The organism is Streptomyces sp. NPDC024632, assembly GCF_055559175.1.
In genome coordinates, this window is the sequence record NZ_JBVHLD010000022.1 from 1 (window position 1) to 15,488 (window position 15,488).

Annotated in this window: 14 protein-coding genes; 5 read left to right on the forward strand and 9 right to left on the reverse strand. The window is 71.4% G+C overall.

All coding sequences use genetic code 11. From position 1 onward, the window contains the following. Nucleotides 1-307: 307 nt before the first annotated feature. Together ACZ37P_RS33515 and ACZ37P_RS33520 are read left to right on the forward strand one after the other, a co-directional pair. Nucleotides 308-1,762: an NAD-dependent succinate-semialdehyde dehydrogenase gene (locus ACZ37P_RS33515; protein ID WP_467350150.1), complete on the forward strand. Its 1,455-nt coding sequence runs from the start codon at nt 308-310 to the stop codon at nt 1,760-1,762. Then, entirely contained in the window at nt 1,759-2,820 is a 1,062-nt protein-coding gene (locus tag ACZ37P_RS33520; RefSeq protein WP_467350152.1) for an MBL fold metallo-hydrolase, read from the forward strand. Before ACZ37P_RS33515 ends, ACZ37P_RS33520 begins: the two co-directional genes overlap by 4 nt. 101 nt (nt 2,821-2,921) lie before the next feature. Here ACZ37P_RS33520 and ACZ37P_RS33525 read toward each other — a convergent pair whose 3' ends face one another. Continuing rightward, nucleotides 2,922-5,012 (reverse strand): acetate--CoA ligase family protein, encoded by a 2,091-nt coding sequence (locus ACZ37P_RS33525; protein WP_467350154.1) that lies wholly within the window; start codon nt 5,010-5,012, stop codon nt 2,922-2,924. Between the two features lie 185 nt (nt 5,013-5,197). On the opposite strand from ACZ37P_RS33525, the gene ACZ37P_RS33530 reads away from it, so the two are divergent. Both ACZ37P_RS33530 and ACZ37P_RS33535 read left to right on the forward strand, forming a co-directional pair. After that, nucleotides 5,198-5,716, forward strand: a complete 519-nt coding sequence (locus ACZ37P_RS33530; RefSeq protein ID WP_467350156.1) for an FAS1-like dehydratase domain-containing protein — start codon at nt 5,198-5,200, stop codon at nt 5,714-5,716. A gap of 21 nt (nt 5,717-5,737) precedes the next feature. Beyond that, nucleotides 5,738-6,145 (forward strand): MaoC/PaaZ C-terminal domain-containing protein, encoded by a 408-nt coding sequence (locus ACZ37P_RS33535; protein ID WP_467350158.1) that lies wholly within the window; start codon nt 5,738-5,740, stop codon nt 6,143-6,145. A gap of 127 nt (nt 6,146-6,272) precedes the next feature. Here ACZ37P_RS33535 and ACZ37P_RS33540 read toward each other — a convergent pair whose 3' ends face one another. The 7 genes from ACZ37P_RS33540 to ACZ37P_RS33570 are packed head-to-tail and all read right to left on the reverse strand — an operon-like array spanning nt 6,273 to nt 13,687. Continuing rightward, on the reverse strand, nt 6,273-7,184 hold the full coding sequence (locus tag ACZ37P_RS33540) for a VOC family protein (RefSeq protein ID WP_467350160.1): 912 nt from the start codon (nt 7,182-7,184) through the stop codon (nt 6,273-6,275). A 15-nt stretch (nt 7,185-7,199) separates the two neighbouring features. Then, a complete protein-coding gene (locus ACZ37P_RS33545; protein ID WP_467350162.1) occupies nt 7,200-8,402 on the reverse strand; it encodes an acyl-CoA dehydrogenase family protein in 1,203 nt (400 codons plus the stop codon). A 43-nt stretch (nt 8,403-8,445) separates the two neighbouring features. Next, complete coding sequence (locus ACZ37P_RS33550) at nt 8,446-9,504, reverse strand: acyl-CoA dehydrogenase family protein (protein ID WP_467350164.1); 1,059 nt, start codon at nt 9,502-9,504, stop codon at nt 8,446-8,448. Beyond that, on the reverse strand, nt 9,501-10,781 hold the full coding sequence (locus ACZ37P_RS33555; RefSeq protein WP_467350166.1) for an acyl-CoA dehydrogenase family protein: 1,281 nt from the start codon (nt 10,779-10,781) through the stop codon (nt 9,501-9,503). The genes ACZ37P_RS33550 and ACZ37P_RS33555 overlap by 4 nt, the downstream gene beginning before the upstream one ends. Further along, a complete protein-coding gene (locus ACZ37P_RS33560) occupies nt 10,778-11,908 on the reverse strand; it encodes an acyl-CoA dehydrogenase family protein (RefSeq protein WP_467350168.1) in 1,131 nt (376 codons plus the stop codon). The genes ACZ37P_RS33555 and ACZ37P_RS33560 overlap by 4 nt, the downstream gene beginning before the upstream one ends. A 24-nt stretch (nt 11,909-11,932) precedes the next feature. Further along, nucleotides 11,933-12,895, reverse strand: coding sequence for an electron transfer flavoprotein subunit alpha/FixB family protein (locus ACZ37P_RS33565; protein ID WP_467350170.1), 963 nt, complete (start codon nt 12,893-12,895; stop codon nt 11,933-11,935). A 9-nt stretch (nt 12,896-12,904) separates the two neighbouring features. Then, nucleotides 12,905-13,687 carry an electron transfer flavoprotein subunit beta/FixA family protein gene (locus ACZ37P_RS33570; RefSeq protein ID WP_467350172.1) on the reverse strand — a complete coding sequence of 261 codons (783 nt, stop codon included), beginning with the start codon at nt 13,685-13,687 and terminating at the stop codon, nt 12,905-12,907. 171 nt (nt 13,688-13,858) lie between these two features. Here ACZ37P_RS33570 and ACZ37P_RS33575 point away from each other — a divergent pair, with 171 nt between their 5' ends. Next, complete coding sequence (locus ACZ37P_RS33575) at nt 13,859-14,764, forward strand: AAA family ATPase (protein WP_467350173.1); 906 nt, start codon at nt 13,859-13,861, stop codon at nt 14,762-14,764. Here the strand turns inward: ACZ37P_RS33575 and ACZ37P_RS33580 are convergent. Next, nucleotides 14,761-15,426, reverse strand: a complete 666-nt coding sequence (locus ACZ37P_RS33580) for an alpha/beta fold hydrolase (RefSeq protein WP_467350175.1) — start codon at nt 15,424-15,426, stop codon at nt 14,761-14,763. The two genes, ACZ37P_RS33575 and ACZ37P_RS33580, sit on opposite strands and share 4 nt — an antisense overlap. Nucleotides 15,427-15,488: the final 62 nt, after the last annotated feature.

Sequence of the window (15,488 nt, forward strand, 5' to 3'; positions counted from 1 at the left end):
ACAGAAGAGACTAACGAAACGGGAGAACACCCCCTCCCCCCTCCTCCCCTAGACAGCACCGGAGAGAAAAGCGCGACCGCGAAAACCCACGGCCGCCCCCTGAGCCCCCCCCCCCCCCTCACGCCGCCATCCCCCACCCCGCTGCCTCGTTTCGCCCCCTGCCGTCGTTGTGTCCGTCCGTCTCCGCCCCGCGCGGACCCGGCCGCCCGTGAGCTGCCTCTCACGCCGAAGGGGTCGATAATTCGACCGTTATTGCAGTATGGTTTCCTAGTTCCAGAACTATCAATCTGTCGTGAGGTGGCGAGGCATGAGCGCACGTGACGGCGCAACCCTGTACATCAACGGCTGCTGGACCGGGGCGGACGACGCGGCCGGCTTCGATGTGACCGACCCCAGCAACGGACAGGTCATCGGCCAGGCAGCGGACGCGGGCGCCGCGGAGACCAACCGGGCCATCCAGGCGGCGGCCACCGCGTTCCCCGCTTGGAGCACGCAGTCGGCCTATGTGCGGGCGGAGGCGCTGCTGCGGGCCCACGCCCTGATGCTGGAGCGCGCCGAGGACCTCGCCCGGCTGATGAGCCTGGAGCAGGGCAAGCCGCTCAAGGCCGCGCGCAACGAAGTCCGGTACGGGGCCGACTTCCTCATCTGGTTCGCCGAGGAGGCCAAGCGCGTCTACGGGAGCACGATCCCGTCCCCACGGGCCAAGCAGCGGCTGACCGTACTGCGTCAGCCGGTCGGCGTGGTCGCCGGCATCACCCCGTGGAACTACCCGATCTCGATGATCACCCGCAAGGTCGCCCCGGCCGTGGCGGCGGGCTGCACCATCGTGCTGAAGCCCGCGGAGCAGACGCCGTTGTGCGCCGCGGCCGTCTTCGAGATCCTCGACGCGGCGGGCTTCCCGCCCGGTGTGGTCAATCTGGTCTCCACCAGCCGCCCGGCCGAGGTCGGCGACGCCCTGCTGGACTCCCCCGACGTCCGCAAGCTGACCTTCACCGGCTCCACCGAGGTCGGCAAGATGCTCGCGAGCCGCGCCGCGGCGACGATGAAGCACGTCTCCATGGAGTTGGGCGGGCACGCGCCGTTCATCGTCTTCGACGACGCGGACGCCGATCACGCGGCCAAGGGCGCCGCACTGGTGAAGTACCTCAACACCGGCCAGGCGTGCATCTGCCCCAACCGCATCTATGTGCAGCGGTCGGCCCTCGAACAGTTCTCGAAGGTCTTCACCGAGCGGGTCGGACGTCTCAAGCCCGGTTCCGGGCTGGACGAGTCCTCCACCGTGGGCCCGCTGATCGACGACGCCGCGATGGACAAGATGCGGCGCCAGGTCGCCGACGCGCTCGCCAAGGGCGCCTCGGTGCTCTGCGGCGGCGAACCGCTGACCGGGGAAGCGTACGACGGCGGCCTGTTCTTCGCGCCGACCGTCCTCGCCGGCGTCACCTCGGACATGGCGATCTACCGTGAGGAGACCTTCGGGCCGATCGCCGCGATCATCCCCTTCGACGACGAGGCCGAGGTGATCGAGATGGCCAACGACACCGTCTACGGCCTCGCCTCGTACGTCTACACCACCGACCTCGCCCGTGCGGTGCGCGTGTCCGAGGCCCTGCGGTTCGGCATCGTCGGGATCAACGACATCAATCCGACCGCCGCCGCGGCGCCGTTCGGGGGCACCGGGGAGAGCGGTCTCGGGCGGGAGGGCGGCGCCCAGGGCATCGAGGAATACCTCGACGTCAAGCTGATCGGGCACGTACTCCCGTGACCACCGTCGCCGCGCCGTCGGCGGCCGGGCAGGAGCAGCACCGCGCCTGGCGGGAGCGCCGCCTTCCGCCGGTGGAGGAGGTACGGCCCGGCCTGTGGTCGATGCCGGTGCCGATCCCCGCCAACCCGCTGCGGTACGTCATCTCGTACGCGGTGGCGCTGTCCACCGGCGGCATCGCGCTGGTGGACACCGGGTGGCTCGCCGACGAGGCGTGGCAGGGGCTCCAGGACGCGATCGTGGCCACCGGGCACCGGATGGCGGACGTGCGCACGGTGCTGGTCACGCACGCGCACAGTGACCACCACGGGCTGACCTCACTGGTCAAGGAGGCGTCGGGCGCGCGGGTCGGTATGCACCCGGCGGAGGCCCGGGTGCTGACCCGGATCGCGGCGCTGGGCGGTACGGGGCGCGGCCAGACCGACTGGCTCGGTCTGCGCGGCGCCCCGCCGCGGGAGAGCGCGCGGCTGCGGGACGCGCTGCGTCCCATGGGGCGGATGCAGGACTCGCTGGTCCAGCCCGACTTCGAGGTGTCCGACGGCGCCCGGCCGCTGCCGGGGCGGCCCGACCTGCGGGCGGTGTGGACTCCGGGGCACACCGAGGGCCATCTGTGCTTCCTGCTGGAGGACGACCGGGTGCTGCTGTCGGGCGATCACGTCCTGCCGCGGATCACGCCCAATGTGTCGCGTGCCCCCGGCCTGGAGGACGACGCGATCGGCACGTATCTGCTCTCGCTCGCCGAGACCGGCCAGTTGCGGGTCGACGAGGTGTTGCCCGGGCACGAGTACCGCTTCGGCGGTCTCCCCGACCGGGTGGACCAGATGCTCGGCCACCATCGGCGGCGGCTGGCGGAGATGGAGGCCGCGGTGCGGGCCGAGCCGGGGTGCAGCACCTGGCGGGTCGCGGAGACGATCTCCTGGTCGCGCGGCTGGGAGAACGCCCACGGCCTGATGCGGCAGACCGCGCTCAGCGAGACCTACGCGCACCTGCGGCACCTGGAGCGGCTGGGGCGGGTGCACCGGCCGCCGGGCGTGCCGGACGCCTGGCGGGCGACGCACTGAGCCTTCCCGCCCGGCTCGAAGCACGACGAAGGCCCGCCGGTCCGGCGGGCCTTCGTCGTGCAGGGGCCGGCAGGGCGGTGCGGTCCGCCCTGCCGTCGTCCCTACGGCCGCAGCAGACAGAGCGCGTCGACCGCGACGAAACCCTGCGCTCCGTAGACCATCGGGTTGATGTCGAGGGAACCGATCCAGTCGGCGCCCTCGGCCGCCAGTCGCCCGGCGTTGACCAGGATGTCGGCCAGCGCGGCCAGGTCCCAGGCTTCGCCGCCGCGGAATCCGTGCATGAGGCCGAGGTCCTCGAACTCCGCGATCAGGCTCTGCGCGTCGGCCGGTGTCAGCGGCGCCATCCGTCCGCCGACCCGCCGGATGACCTCCACCAGCACGCCGCCGATGCCGAACACCACCAGCGGTCCCAGCTCGCTCGCGCCCTGGACGCCGACGATCGTCTCGCCGCGCACGTCCACCATCGGCTGGACGGCCACCAGCGGCGGCAGCCCGTCCCTGGCGGCGATGGCCCGCATCTCCTGGACCGCCTCGGCGAGCGTGTCGTCGGTGACCTTCAGTCGGACGGCGCCGTGCTCGGTACGGTGGCCCACGTCGGCGAGCTTCACCACGTAGGGACCCTCGAAGTCCGGTACGGCGACCGGTTCGTCGCCCGCCACCAGCAGGTAGGGCGCGGTGGGGATGCCGTACGCGGCGAGCAGTTCCATGGTGGCGCCGAAGGGCAGCATGGCCCCCTCCGCGGTGTCCACCGGGGTCGCGGCCGGCCGCGGCGCGGGCCGTACGGGGGCCGTGTCCCGCGCGGTACGGGCCCGGTGACGGGAGAAGCCGCCGAGGGCGGCCAGTCCGCGCAGCGTCGAGCGCAGGCCGTGCCCGAGGCCGACGGCGCCGGTGCCGCGGGTCCTGAGGGCGACGAATTCGCCGAGCGCGCCGGAGCAGTTGGCGATGACGAAGGGTTTGCGCACGGCCCGGGCGGCCTTGACGAACTCCTCGACCAGTTCGCGGGTGCGGGGCGAGTCGTCCTCGTCGGCGAGCGGGTGGATGTAGAGCAGGGCGTCCAGCTCGGGGGAATTGGCGTAGCTGTCCACGATCTGCGGCCAGAACTGGCCGCCGAGCCCGGTGGTGTCCAGCGGGTTGGGGACGGTGACGCCGGGGAGATTCTCCTGGACCCAGGGCTTCATCGACTCCAGGGTCGGGATCTCCAGGCCCTCGGCGGAGGCGATGTCGAAGGAGAGCGAGGCGAAGCCGCCGGTCATGGTGATGACGCCGAGGTTCTCCACGCCGGTCCAGCGGGCCGGGTCGAGCTGGGTGAACAGCGAGAGCCGGTCGACCAGTTCCTCCGGGTCGTGCGCCATGGCGATGCCCGCCTGCGCGAAGGCGACGTCGTAGACCCAGGCGTCGCCGGTCAGGGCGTTGGTGTGGGAGGCGGCCATCGCCTGGGAGCGGGAGTTGCGGGCCAGTTTGAGCGCGGCCACCGGCTTGCCCGCCTCGACGGCGCGGCGGACCGCGGCGAAGAACGCCGCGGGGCGGCGGACCTGTTCGATGACCAGGCCGATCGCGGCCGTCTCCGGGTCGTCCACGAAGTAGTCGACGTAGTCCGCGAGGTCGGTGACGGCCTCGTTGCCCGCCGAGATCAGCACGTTCAGGCCGGTGCCGGGGCGGTCCCAGGCGGCCATGCCGACGCCGCTGAGCATCGCGCCGCTCTGCGAGACCACGGAGATGCCGCCGGGGCGCCGCTTGTGGTCGCTGGCGATGGTGAGGCTGACCTTGTGCGGGACGTTGATGTATCCGAGTCCGTTGGGACCGATGACCGCCATGCCGCCGCGCTCGGCGGCGGCGATGAGCCTGCGCTGGAGGGCGGCTCCCTCGGCGCCGGTCTCCGCGAATCCGCCGGCGATCAGCACCAGTCCGCCGCAGTCGAGGTCGGCGCAGTCCTCGGCCAGTTGGACGGTGCGCTCGGCGGACATCACGCACAAGACGGCGTCCAGCGGCCGTCCGACGTCCTGGATACGGCCGTAGGTCTTGTGCCCCAGCACGGTGTCGTACTTGGGGTTGACGAAGAAGATCTCGGCGTCGCTGTTGAGGCTGGGCGATATGTAGTCGAGGAACGGCGAGTTGTCGCTCAGCCCGACCACCGCGATCGTGCGGGGCTTCAACAGGCGGCTCAGCGCCTCGCCCTGATTCCGAACGGTCATAGAGGGACCTCACTCATGTTGTGACGATACCGGAGAGCCTCACGGATTATTCGACAGTGTTAAACATATAAGATAGTCTAGAGATGGCCTTCTCGGCCGTCAATGACTCCTCAGCGACTCCTCGACACCTCGTTGTTCGGCCCCTGTCGAAGCGACGGCCGGACGGCGGACCGATAGGAGCAGGCATGACAGACAGCAACATCTCCGCTCCGATGCGGGCGGCGATCGGCCAGGAGTACCGGCGCGCCACGAGCTTCCCGGTCGCCGCCTCCGACATCCGCAAGTGGGCGATCGCCGTCTACTTCCCCGATCCGCCGCCGGCCGTCTTCTGGGACGAGGAGGCCGCCCGCGCGGGCGCGCACGGCGGCATCGTGGCACCCGAGGACTTCAACCCCTTCGCCTGGATGACGACGGCGGGGCCGCGCGACGACTCCGGCGGTGAGCCCAACGACCCGGACAACACCGAGCGGTTGCTCGGCATCGCGGGCCCCGGCCTGAAATTCCAGCTCAACGGCGGCCTCGAGGTCGAGTACGGCGAGCCGATCAGGCCCGGCGACGTCATCTCCTCGGCCTCCAGCGTCGTGGAGTACCGCGAACGCCCCGGCCGTCTGGGCCTGATGCTCTTCACCGTCCTGGAGGACGTGTGGACCAACCAGGACGGCGCCGTGGTCCGCCGCGGTCGCACCACGCTGATCCGCTACTGAGCCGAGGGCGAGGAACACCCCATGAGCGACTACGACATCACCGTGGGCCAGGCGATCCCGCCGTTCACCAGGACCACGGGCTTCGCCAACTGGAACCGCTACGCGGCGGTCAACGACGAGTTCGTGCCCATCCACATGGACGACGAGGCCGGCAGAGAAGCCGGATATCCCACGGCGTTCGGGATGGGCAATCTGCAATGGGCGTACCTGCACAACGTGCTGCGGGAATGGATCCCCGCCGCGCGCGTCGTGCGGCTGTCCTGCCAGTTCCGCTCCCCCAACACCAAGGGGATGGTGGTCACCGCGAAGGGCACGGTCACCGCGGTCCGGCACATCGACGACGGCCGTGAGATCGACGTGGACGTCTGGACCGAGGACCAGGACGGCAACAAGCTCGCGCCCGGCCGCGCCACACTGCTGCTGGCCTGACCGCGGCGGCCGGACCTCCCGGCCGCCCCCAGCGCATGGCGATACGGCCTCCGCCCGGTTCGGGGCGGAGGCCGTATCGCCATGCGCTCTGCGGCGCGCCGGGGCAGGACCGGCGCACGCAAAGGCGTCAGGCGGTGTCGCGCGGCCCGCCCGGAACATCCCATGTCGTCCACCGGAAGGGCACTCCGTGCGTGGTGGCGGGGTCGGAGAGCAGCGTGTCGTCGTCGCGCGCGAGAGTCTTGACGCCCTTGGACTTCAGGTACTCCTCGGTGGCGTCCAGGTCCTGGACCCGGAATGCCGCGGCGTGGTGGATCTCCTTGTTCGCCGCCATGTCCTCGGCCGCGAGGGTGCCGTCGGCGTTGGGCGTGGACAACTGCACGACGGTGTCGCCGAGCAGGACGTAGGTGTCGTCCGTACCGGTCAGGGCCGACGATCCCTTGTGCAGCAGCGTGCCGCCGAGGACGTCCGCGTAGACCTTCTCCGCGCGCTCGCGATCGCGGGTCAGCACGGTGGTGTAGGCCAGGCCCGGGGTCGCGATCGGGTGGTTGTCGATCCACCAGTTCGGGTCCCAGTCGGGCTGGAGGCGCGGGTCGTTCTTCTCGCCGAATTCGCCGGGCTGCATGAATTCGAGCTGGGTGATCGTGTCCTTGGGATGCGTCATGATGGCCGACGACGGGCTGGGCCTGGTGTCGGTGAGCCGGCCGCCCTCGATGTAGACCCGCACTCCGGCGTCGGTGCAGCTCTGCCAGATCTCGCCGGCGTCGTCGGTGTACCAGGCGATGGAGTGCCAGTGGTTGCCGAACCGGTTGTAGAAGCGGCCGATCGGCATGGCGTCCCAGCCGTCGACCCGGAACGCCGGGGCCAGCGGCTCGATCACGGTGTCCCCGAGCAGCACCAGGGAGGCGTCCCGGATCTCGCCCTCCATGTAGTTATGGTCCAGGAATCCGCGCCGCACGCTGAACACGTCGTCGTACCAGGCCTCAAGGGACGGGAGATCTCCCGTCATGTGGATGATGTGGAACAGGCGTCCGATGGACATGGTGTGCCTCACCTTTCAGGAACGAGTGGAGAACACCCGGCTGCCGGGGTAGACGGCGCGGGGCAGGCCGAGTTCGTGCTGGGCGATGATGGTGCGGAAGACCTCGACGGTGCCGCCGTAGGTCGCGGTGCCCTGCGCGTAGCGGTGGGCGAAGTCGATCTGGCCGTCGCCGACCGCGCCGGTGGAGCCTCGGGAGAGCAGTCCGACCGGGCCGAGCAGGTCGAGCAGTTCCGCCGCGCCGGCGACGATGGTCTCTGCGCACTTGACCCGGCCGAACGCTCCGGGGGTGGCGAGCGCGGCCTCCAGTTCGACGGCGACCTTGCCCAGCCGGTAGCGGACGGTGGGGTCGTCGGCCGGGCGGGAGCCGTCGGGGCCCGGTGTGTCGGCCCAGTCCGCGGCGCAGTCCAGCGCCAGGTGCAGCTCGCGGACGAACTGCACGCCGATCGAGGGGTCGTCGAGGCCCGCGCCTTCTCCGTCCCCGAGGCTGTGCTCCTCGTCCAGCGGTCCGCGCAGTACGGCCCAGCCGTCGTTGACGTCACCGAGGCGGTAGTCGTCGGAGAGCCGGACGTTGTCGTAGTAGACGATGTTGGTGCGCTCACCGCTGAAGGCCCAGATGCCCTGGATCTCGACTCCCGGCCGGTCCAGCGGCATCAGGAACATCGTGAGCCCTTTGTGCTTGGGCAGTTCCGGGTCGCTGCGCGTGATCAGGAACGTGTACTGGCAGTTGTGCGCGCCGGTCGTGAAGATCTTCGAACCGTTGACCGTCCACTCCGCGCCGTCCCGTACCGCGCGGGTCTTGGCGGCGGCGATGTCGGAGCCGCCGTCGGGCTCGGTGTAGCCCAGGCAGAAGCGCACCCGGCCGGCGGCCACCTCGGCGATGACGTCGTCGCGGATGGCGTCCGAGGCGTGCCGCTCCACCGCGGAGAGCACCAGCCGCGTGGTGCCGAGGGTCACCCAGGGCACATGGGCCTTGGCCAGTTCCAGCTCCAGGACGCGGGCGCCGAGCGCGTCGAGGCCCGCGCCGCCGCGCTCGACCGGCCAGGTCGGCAGGATCCAGCCGCGCTCCCCCATGGCGAGGTGGACCTTCTCGTTGAAGCCGTCCCCGGTCCTGTGCTCCTGCTCGTACACCTCCTCGGTGAACTGCTCCCGCACGAAGGCCCTCGCCTCCTGTCGCAGGGCGCGGTGCGCGTCGTCGAGTTCGATGGTGCTGAAGTCCACGGTCCCTCCTTTCTCCCCCGTGTTCGCGTCGGTTCGGGCTCGGTCAGTTCGGTCCCGCCGGGGCGGCGCCGAGCCGCAGCTCACCGACCGTCCGGATGTCGCTCTGCAGGTCGCCGCCGCTGAGCGCCCAGCCCTTGGCGCGCAGGAAGTACAAGCTGGCGTCGGCCTCGACGGTGAAGCCGAGTCCGCCCTGGGCGTGCTGCGCGGTGGTCGCGCCGTGGGTGGCGACCTGCGCGGCGTAGGCGAACGCGGCGGCCTGGAGCCCGGTCTCCGCGTCGGGCTCGTGGTCGAGGAACCATGCGGCGCGGCGGTGGAGGTTGCGACCGCCCGCGATGCCGATCGCCACGTCGGCGAGCGGGAAGGAGACGCCTTGCAGGGTCGCGATGACGACGCCCATGGTGCGCCGGGTCCTGACGAAGTCCAGGGCGAGCGCGAGCGCCCCTTCGGTGAGCCCGATCAGCGCGGCGGCGGTGAGCGTCTTCAGTTCCCGGGCGGCGCGGTCGAACAGCGCGGGCCCCGCGGAGGTAGGGATCACCGTACGGGTCTGCGTCGCCGTATCGGCCGGGTCGACCCAGGCATACGGCAGGGCGCCCTGGTTGGGGACGTGCGGGCGCGGTTCACGCGCGGTCAGGACGACCAGCTGGTCCGCGTCGACCGCGACGACCGTGTCGGCGACCGCCGCGCTGGACACCAGGCGCGGGCCGGTGACCGGCGCGAGCGTCAGGGCCAGCAGGCGGCTTCCGTCGACGGCGCCCGCGATCAGCTCTCGGGCCTCGGGGGCGCCCGTCGCCGCGAGCAGCCGGGCGGCGACCACGTGCTCGATCAGCGGCACCGGCGCGAGCGTACGGCCCATCTCCTCGGCGACCAGGGCCAGTTCGACGATGCCCGCGCCGTCGCCGCCCGCCGACTCGGGCAGGGCCATCGAGGTCGCGCCCATCGCGGCGAGTCTGGTCCACAGCGCGGGGTCGTGACCGAGGGGTTCCGCGGCGCGGACGACGCCGGTGGGGCACTCCTTGGTGAAGAACCCGGCGAAGGCGTCACGTACCGCCGTCTGGTCCGCGTCGAGGGAGTAGTCCTGCCGTCTGAGTTCGAACGGGTTCACGCGCCCCCCTGTCCGCGGCCCTGCTTGACCTGGTTGAAGGGCACGTCCCGGTCCGCGGCGAATTCGCGCGGCATCTTCAGCAGGCGTTCGCTGATGATGTTGCGGGACATCTCGGTGCTTCCGCCGCCGAGGCTGGCGCCCTGGCGGAAGAGCGAGTGCTGGCCGAAGGAGCCGAGGCCCTGTTCGCCGTCCGGGCCGCCGGTCACGCCGGTGGCCCCGGCGATCCGCACGCCGATGTCCGACTCGAGCCAGTCGGTCTCGGCGTGGAAGAGCCGGATGATCGATCCGGCGGGCGCCTCCATCTCGCCTGTGCCGATCGCGTGGGTGATCCGGCCGATGAGCTGTTCCTGCACGACCTTCATGGCCCGCGCCTCGCCGATCTGTTCGCGGACCCGCGGGTCGTCGAGCTGGCCGGTCCTGCGCGCGAGGTCGAGGAAGTCGGCCGGGGACCCGCCCATCCTGGGCCCGGCGCCGCTGACGTACGGGGATCCGCCGCCGACCGCGTTGCGTTCGTGGAAGAGCTGGCGGGAGGCGGTCGACCAGCCGCCGTTGACCTCGCCGACGACGGCGTCGGCCGGCAGCACGACGTCGTCGAAGAACTCCTCGCAGAATTCCGTCGAACCGTTGACCTGCTTGATCCGGTTGATCGTGACGCCCTTGGCGTGCACGGGCATCAGGAACATCGTCAGGCCGCGGTGCTTGGGCGCGTCCCAGTCGGTCCTGGCCAGGCAGAGCGCGTAGTCGGCCGCGTAGGCGCCGGAGCTCCAGATCTTCGAGCCGTTGAGGATCCACTCGTCGCCGTCGCGGTCGGCCTTGGTGATCAGTCCCGCGAGGTCGGAGCCGCCCTTGGGCTCGGACAGGAACTGCACCAGTACCTCGTCGCCGCGGATCACCGCCGGGAGGTGCTGCCGCTTCTGGGCCTCGCTGCCCATGTCGAGGATGGTGGGTGCGCAGATCGAGAAGGTGGGCACATTGAGCACCAGCGGCATCTCGTAGCCGGCCGACTCCTCGGTGAAGGCCCGCTGGTGCGCGGGGGTCAGGCCGAGACCGCCGTACTCCTTGGGGAAGCAGATGCCCGCGAAGCCGCCCTCGTAGAGCAGTTTCTGCAGGACGCGGGCTCGCGCCCACAGGGCGTCGTCGTCCCCCCCGGGGTGGGCGGCGGGCGCCGGCGGGAGGTTGTCCTTCAGCCATCGGCGGGCGCGGTCGCGGAAGCTGTCGACGGGTTCCAGGTCCAGCGGGCTCGCGGCCCCGGGGCCCGCGCTCGTACCGGCGCTCATGCGGCTCTCCTCTCCAACAGGTCGGTGATGCGGCGCCGGTGTTCCTCGGGCGTCCCGTACAGGGCCCGGTCGAAGGTCACCCGCCGCAGGTAGAGGTGGAGGTCGTGCTCCCAGGTCACGCCGATTCCGCCGTGCAGTTGGACGCAGTCCTGGATGATGACCGGGGCCTTCGCGCCGACGTACGACTTGGCGACGCTGACGGCCTCCGCGGCGCGCGCGGGGTCGTCGTCGACCGCGCGGGCCGCGCCGGACGTGGTCGCGTGGCACGCCTCGATCCAGGTCTTGTTGTCGGCCATCCGGTGCTTGAGCGCCTGGTAGGAGGCGAGCGGGCGGCCGAAGCTGTAGCGGTCGAACATCCACTGGACGGTGAAGTCGAAGGTGCGCTCGACGGCTCCGGTCATCTCGGCGGCGGCGAGCACGGCAGCGACCGCGAGCTGTGCCTCCACCGCGTCGGCGGCGGCCGTGCCGCGCTGGACGACGGCGTCGGCGGCCACCCGTACGTGGTCGAAGGTGATCTGAGCGGTCCGGCGGACCAGATCCAGGGTCCAGGCGGGGGTCACGGTGACGCCGGGGGCGTCGGCCGGGACGAGCACCTGGAGCGGGCCGTCCGGCCCCCGCGCCGTGACCAGGAACAGGTCGGCCTGGTCCGCGGACTCGACCCGGTCCTTCACGCCGGTCAGCAGATAGCCGTCGCCGTCGGACTCCGCGCGGGTGCCGGGCGGCGCCGGGTCCCAGCCGTGGCCGGGTTCGTACACCGCCCAGGCGGCGACGCTCTCACCGGCGACGATCCGCCCGACCGGGTCGGCGAACGCCGCACCGGCCCGGACCAGGCCGGTCAGTACGGCGCTGGTGGTGATGAGCGGGCCCGGCGCGCAGGCGCGTCCCGCCTCCTCGGCGACGATGGCGAGGTCGGCCGTCGGCGAACCGGAGACGCTGCCACCGCCGAGGTCCTCGGGTACCAGCATCGCCGTCCAGCCGAGTTCGGCGCCCTGTCGCCACCAGTCGCGGTCGAAGCCGACCGACGCCTCGCCCAGTTCCCGTACGCGGCTGAGCGGCGCGGTTTTCTCCAGGTAGTCGCGGGTGGTCGAACGGAACAGCCGTTGATCGGCCGTCAGATCCACATCCATGGGGATTCTCCGGGACGGTCGGGGTCAAGCGCGACGGCGCTCGATGTCGTCGGACAGGGCGGGCACGACCTCGTGGAGGTCGCCGACGATGCCGAAGTCGGCGAGGTCGAAGATGGGCGCGTCGGGGTCCTTGTTGACCGCGACGATGGTCTTGGAGGTCTGCATGCCGGCCCGGTGCTGGATCGCGCCGGAGATGCCGACGGCCAGATACAGCTCGGGGGACACGGTGCTGCCGGTCTGTCCCACCTGGTAGGTGTGGGGATACCAGCCCGCGTCGACGGCGGCGCGTGAGGCGCCGACCGCGCCGCCGAGCTGGTCGGCCAGCCGCTCGACGACGGCGAAGGCGTCGGGGCCGCCGAGGCCGCGTCCGCCGCTCACCACGACGGAGGCGTCGGTCAGTTCGGGACGACCGGACGCCTCGCGCGGGGTGCGGGCGGTGACGCGCACGGCGCGGGCCAGGTCGCTGACGACGGCGGTGCGCCGTTCGATCTCGGGCACGGCGGGCGCCTCCTCGGGCGCGACAGCGTTGGCCTTGACCACGATGAGCGGGATTCCGGCGGTGACATCGCAGGTGACCAGGAAGCCGGCCGCGAAGACGGACTGGGTGGCGACCACCCGGCCGTCCTCGTCCGGCCGGACGTCGACGGCGTCGGTGATGACACCCGAGCCGGTCCTGACCGCGAGGCGGGCGGCGACCTCACGCATCTCGGTCGAACCGGCGGTGAGGACCGCCGCGGGCGGCTGCGCCTGCTCGGCCAGCAGGGCGGCGACCGTGTCCACCTTGGGGACCACCGGGTGGTCGGCGGCCTCCCGGTCGTCGACGACCGTGACCCGGGTGGCACCGAAACGGGCGTACTCCTCGGGTGCCAGGTCGCCGAAGGAGACGACCCAGGGGTCGCCGATCCGGCGGGCGAGGGTGATCAGTTCTGCGGCGGACTTCGGCAGACTCGCGGTCCGGCCTTCGGTCAGGACGAGTACGGCGGGCATCGGTGCTCCTCAGATGAACTTGTGGCGGACGAGGTAGTCGGCGAGCACGGCGCCGCCGTCGCCTTCGTCCTTGACCTGCTCGCCGCCCTGCCGCGGGGGGCGCCGGGTCGCCGTGCGCACCGCGGTGCGCGACCCGGCGGCGCCGACGGAGTCGGCGGCCAGGCCGAGGTCGTCCAGCGACCAGGTCTCGACCGGCTTCTTCTTGGCGGCCATGATCCCCTTGAAGGAGGGGTAACGGGCCTCGCCCGTGCGGTCGGTGACGCTGACCACGGCGGGCAGCGCGCAGACCAGTTCCTCGGTGCCCAGGTCCGTCTCGCGGACGCCGCCGACGGTGCCGCCGTCGCAGGTCAGGCTGTTGGCGTAGGTCATCTGCGGCAGTCCGAGATGCTCGGCGAGCATCGCGGGCAGTACGCCCATCGCACCGTCCGTGGAGGACATGCCGCACAGCACGAGGTCGTAGTCGAGCCGGGCCAGCGCGGCGACGAGCGTACGGGCGGTGGCCGCGGCGTCCGAGCCGTGCAGGCCGTCGTCCAGGACGTGGATACCCCGGTCGCCGCCCATGGCGAGCGCCTTGCGCAAGGAGTCGTCGGCTCCGTCGGGGCCGACGGTCAGATAGGTGATCTCGGTGTCGGGCAGAGTCTCGGACAGGACGATCGCCTGTTCGGCGGTGTACTCGTCGAGTTCGGAGAGGTGGCTCTCCGTTCCCTCGCGGTCGACGGTCAGGTCATCGGCGTACGCCCGGTCACTCGCCAGATCCGGGGTGTGTTTCACAAGCGCGACGATCTTCGGCATGGAACTCCTCAACGGGCTCCGGCCCAGGGCCTCCTCGGGCCGAGTCATTCGATGCTCATGAAAGTATATCGGCGAAAAGGTGTCGTCAACCCTCTTCAGGGGCGCTTGACCCCGAGGTTCGGAGGAAAATAGTTTTAGAAACCGAAAAGTATCGATCGAAGGGACCACGGCATGGACATCCCCGAGGACGCCTCATCCCCAACGGCCGCGCCCGCGCTGCTCGATGCCGCGCTGCGCGGCGCCGGGTACCTGCCGAACGCCCGGACGGTCAGCGCCGTCCACCTCGCCGACCGGATCGACAAGCCCCTCCTCATCGAGGGTCCGGCGGGCACCGGCAAGACGGCGCTCGCCAAGGCCGTGGCCCAGGCCGACGGCGCCCGGCTGATCCGGCTCCAGTGCTACGAGGGCTTGGACGAGTCGAAGGCCCTGTACGAGTGGGACTACCGCAAGCAGTTGCTGCGGATCCAGGCGGGCGGGGGTGCGAGCGGCGGCACCGGCGGGGCTGACTGGGACGCCCTGGAGGAGGACATCTTCGGTGAGCGCTTCCTGCTGGAGCGCCCGCTGCTGGCCGCGATCCGCAGCGAGGAACGGGTGGTCCTGCTGATCGACGAGGTCGACCGGCTGGACGTGGAGACGGAGGCGCTGCTGCTCGAGGTCCTGTCTGAGTACCAGATCTCGATCCCCGAACTCGGCACGGTCAGGGCCCGCACCCACCCGCGGGTCTTCCTCACTTCCAACAACAGCCGTGAGCTGTCGGAGGCGCTCAAGCGCCGGTGCCTGTTCCTGCACATCGGCTATCCGAGCGCCGAGCGCGAGCGGGAGATCGTACGGTCCCATGTGCCCGGCATCGCGGACGCCGTGGCCCGGCAGGTCGCCGAGGTGGTGCGCTCGCTGCGGCAGCTCGAACTGCGCAAGAGGCCGTCCGTCTCCGAGACCCTGGACTGGGCAAGGACCCTGGTGGAGCTGGGCGTCGACGACGTGGACGCCGATGTCGTGCTGAGCGGGCTCAATGTGCTGCTCAAGAACCTCACCGACATCGAGCTGGTCACCGCCGAACTCGACCGCCGCCCCGCCTAGGCGGTGAGGAAATGCGTCACGGCCTCGAAGGCACCCAGCGCGGAGACGGTCGCGAAGTGATCGACCCTCGGCAGGGTCACCAGCCGCGCGTCGGGCAGCGCCGCGACCAGGGCGTCGGCGGGCATCGCCTCGTCGCGCTCGCCGACGACCACCAGGACCGGGCACCGTACGTCCCGCAACCGCGCGCGGTCCACGCCGAGCGGCGCCGACTCCAGGAAGGAGGCGACCTTCCCGCGGTCGTTGCCACTGTGTCCGATCAGCCGCCAGAAGGTACGGCCGCGCACATCCGCGGGCTCGCCCGGTCCGCGCAGCGCGGCGACCAGCGGCGCGACCGCGTCGGGCGCGGGCGTCAGCACATGGTCGCCGATGCCGAGCAGGACGATCCGGGAGAAGCGGCCGGGGGCGGCGACGGCCGCGGACAGGACGGCCAGCGCCCCGGCCGAGAAGCCCACGGCCGCCACACCTGCGGGCGCGGGCCCGGCCGCGGACAGCACCGCGTCGGCGCCGGAGTGGTCGAGCGGGGAACCGCCGTGTCCGGGCAGCCGGACCGGCAGCGGCGTCAGGCCGTCGGCTTCGAGGACGTCGGTCCAGCCCGGCCGCTGCCAGTTCTGCTCGAAGGTCGAACCGAGGCCGTGGACCAGCAGTACGCGCGATGTGGACACGGCGCGAGGCTACGTCCCGAAGTCCCGCCGGGCCAGGGGGAAGTCCAGGGAAATGTCCGAAG

Bases quoted from the DNA above. Each gene is read 5' to 3' on its own strand.
- ACZ37P_RS33555 (WP_467350166.1), bottom strand. From the start codon at position 10,781: ATGAGCGCCGGTACGAGCGCGGGCCCCGGGGCCGCGAGCCCGCTGGAC.
- ACZ37P_RS33530 (WP_467350156.1), top strand. From the start codon at position 5,198: ATGACAGACAGCAACATCTCCGCTCCGATGCGGGCGGCGATCGGCCAG.
- ACZ37P_RS33535 (WP_467350158.1), top strand. From the start codon at position 5,738: ATGAGCGACTACGACATCACCGTGGGCCAGGCGATCCCGCCGTTCACC.
- ACZ37P_RS33565 (WP_467350170.1), bottom strand. From the start codon at position 12,895: ATGCCCGCCGTACTCGTCCTGACCGAAGGCCGGACCGCGAGTCTGCCG.
- ACZ37P_RS33560 (WP_467350168.1), bottom strand. From the start codon at position 11,908: ATGGATGTGGATCTGACGGCCGATCAACGGCTGTTCCGTTCGACCACC.
- ACZ37P_RS33575 (WP_467350173.1), top strand. From the start codon at position 13,859: ATGGACATCCCCGAGGACGCCTCATCCCCAACGGCCGCGCCCGCGCTG.
- ACZ37P_RS33525 (WP_467350154.1), bottom strand. From the start codon at position 5,012: ATGACCGTTCGGAATCAGGGCGAGGCGCTGAGCCGCCTGTTGAAGCCC.
- ACZ37P_RS33570 (WP_467350172.1), bottom strand. From the start codon at position 13,687: ATGCCGAAGATCGTCGCGCTTGTGAAACACACCCCGGATCTGGCGAGT.
- ACZ37P_RS33515 (WP_467350150.1), top strand. From the start codon at position 308: ATGAGCGCACGTGACGGCGCAACCCTGTACATCAACGGCTGCTGGACC.
- ACZ37P_RS33540 (WP_467350160.1), bottom strand. From the start codon at position 7,184: ATGTCCATCGGACGCCTGTTCCACATCATCCACATGACGGGAGATCTC.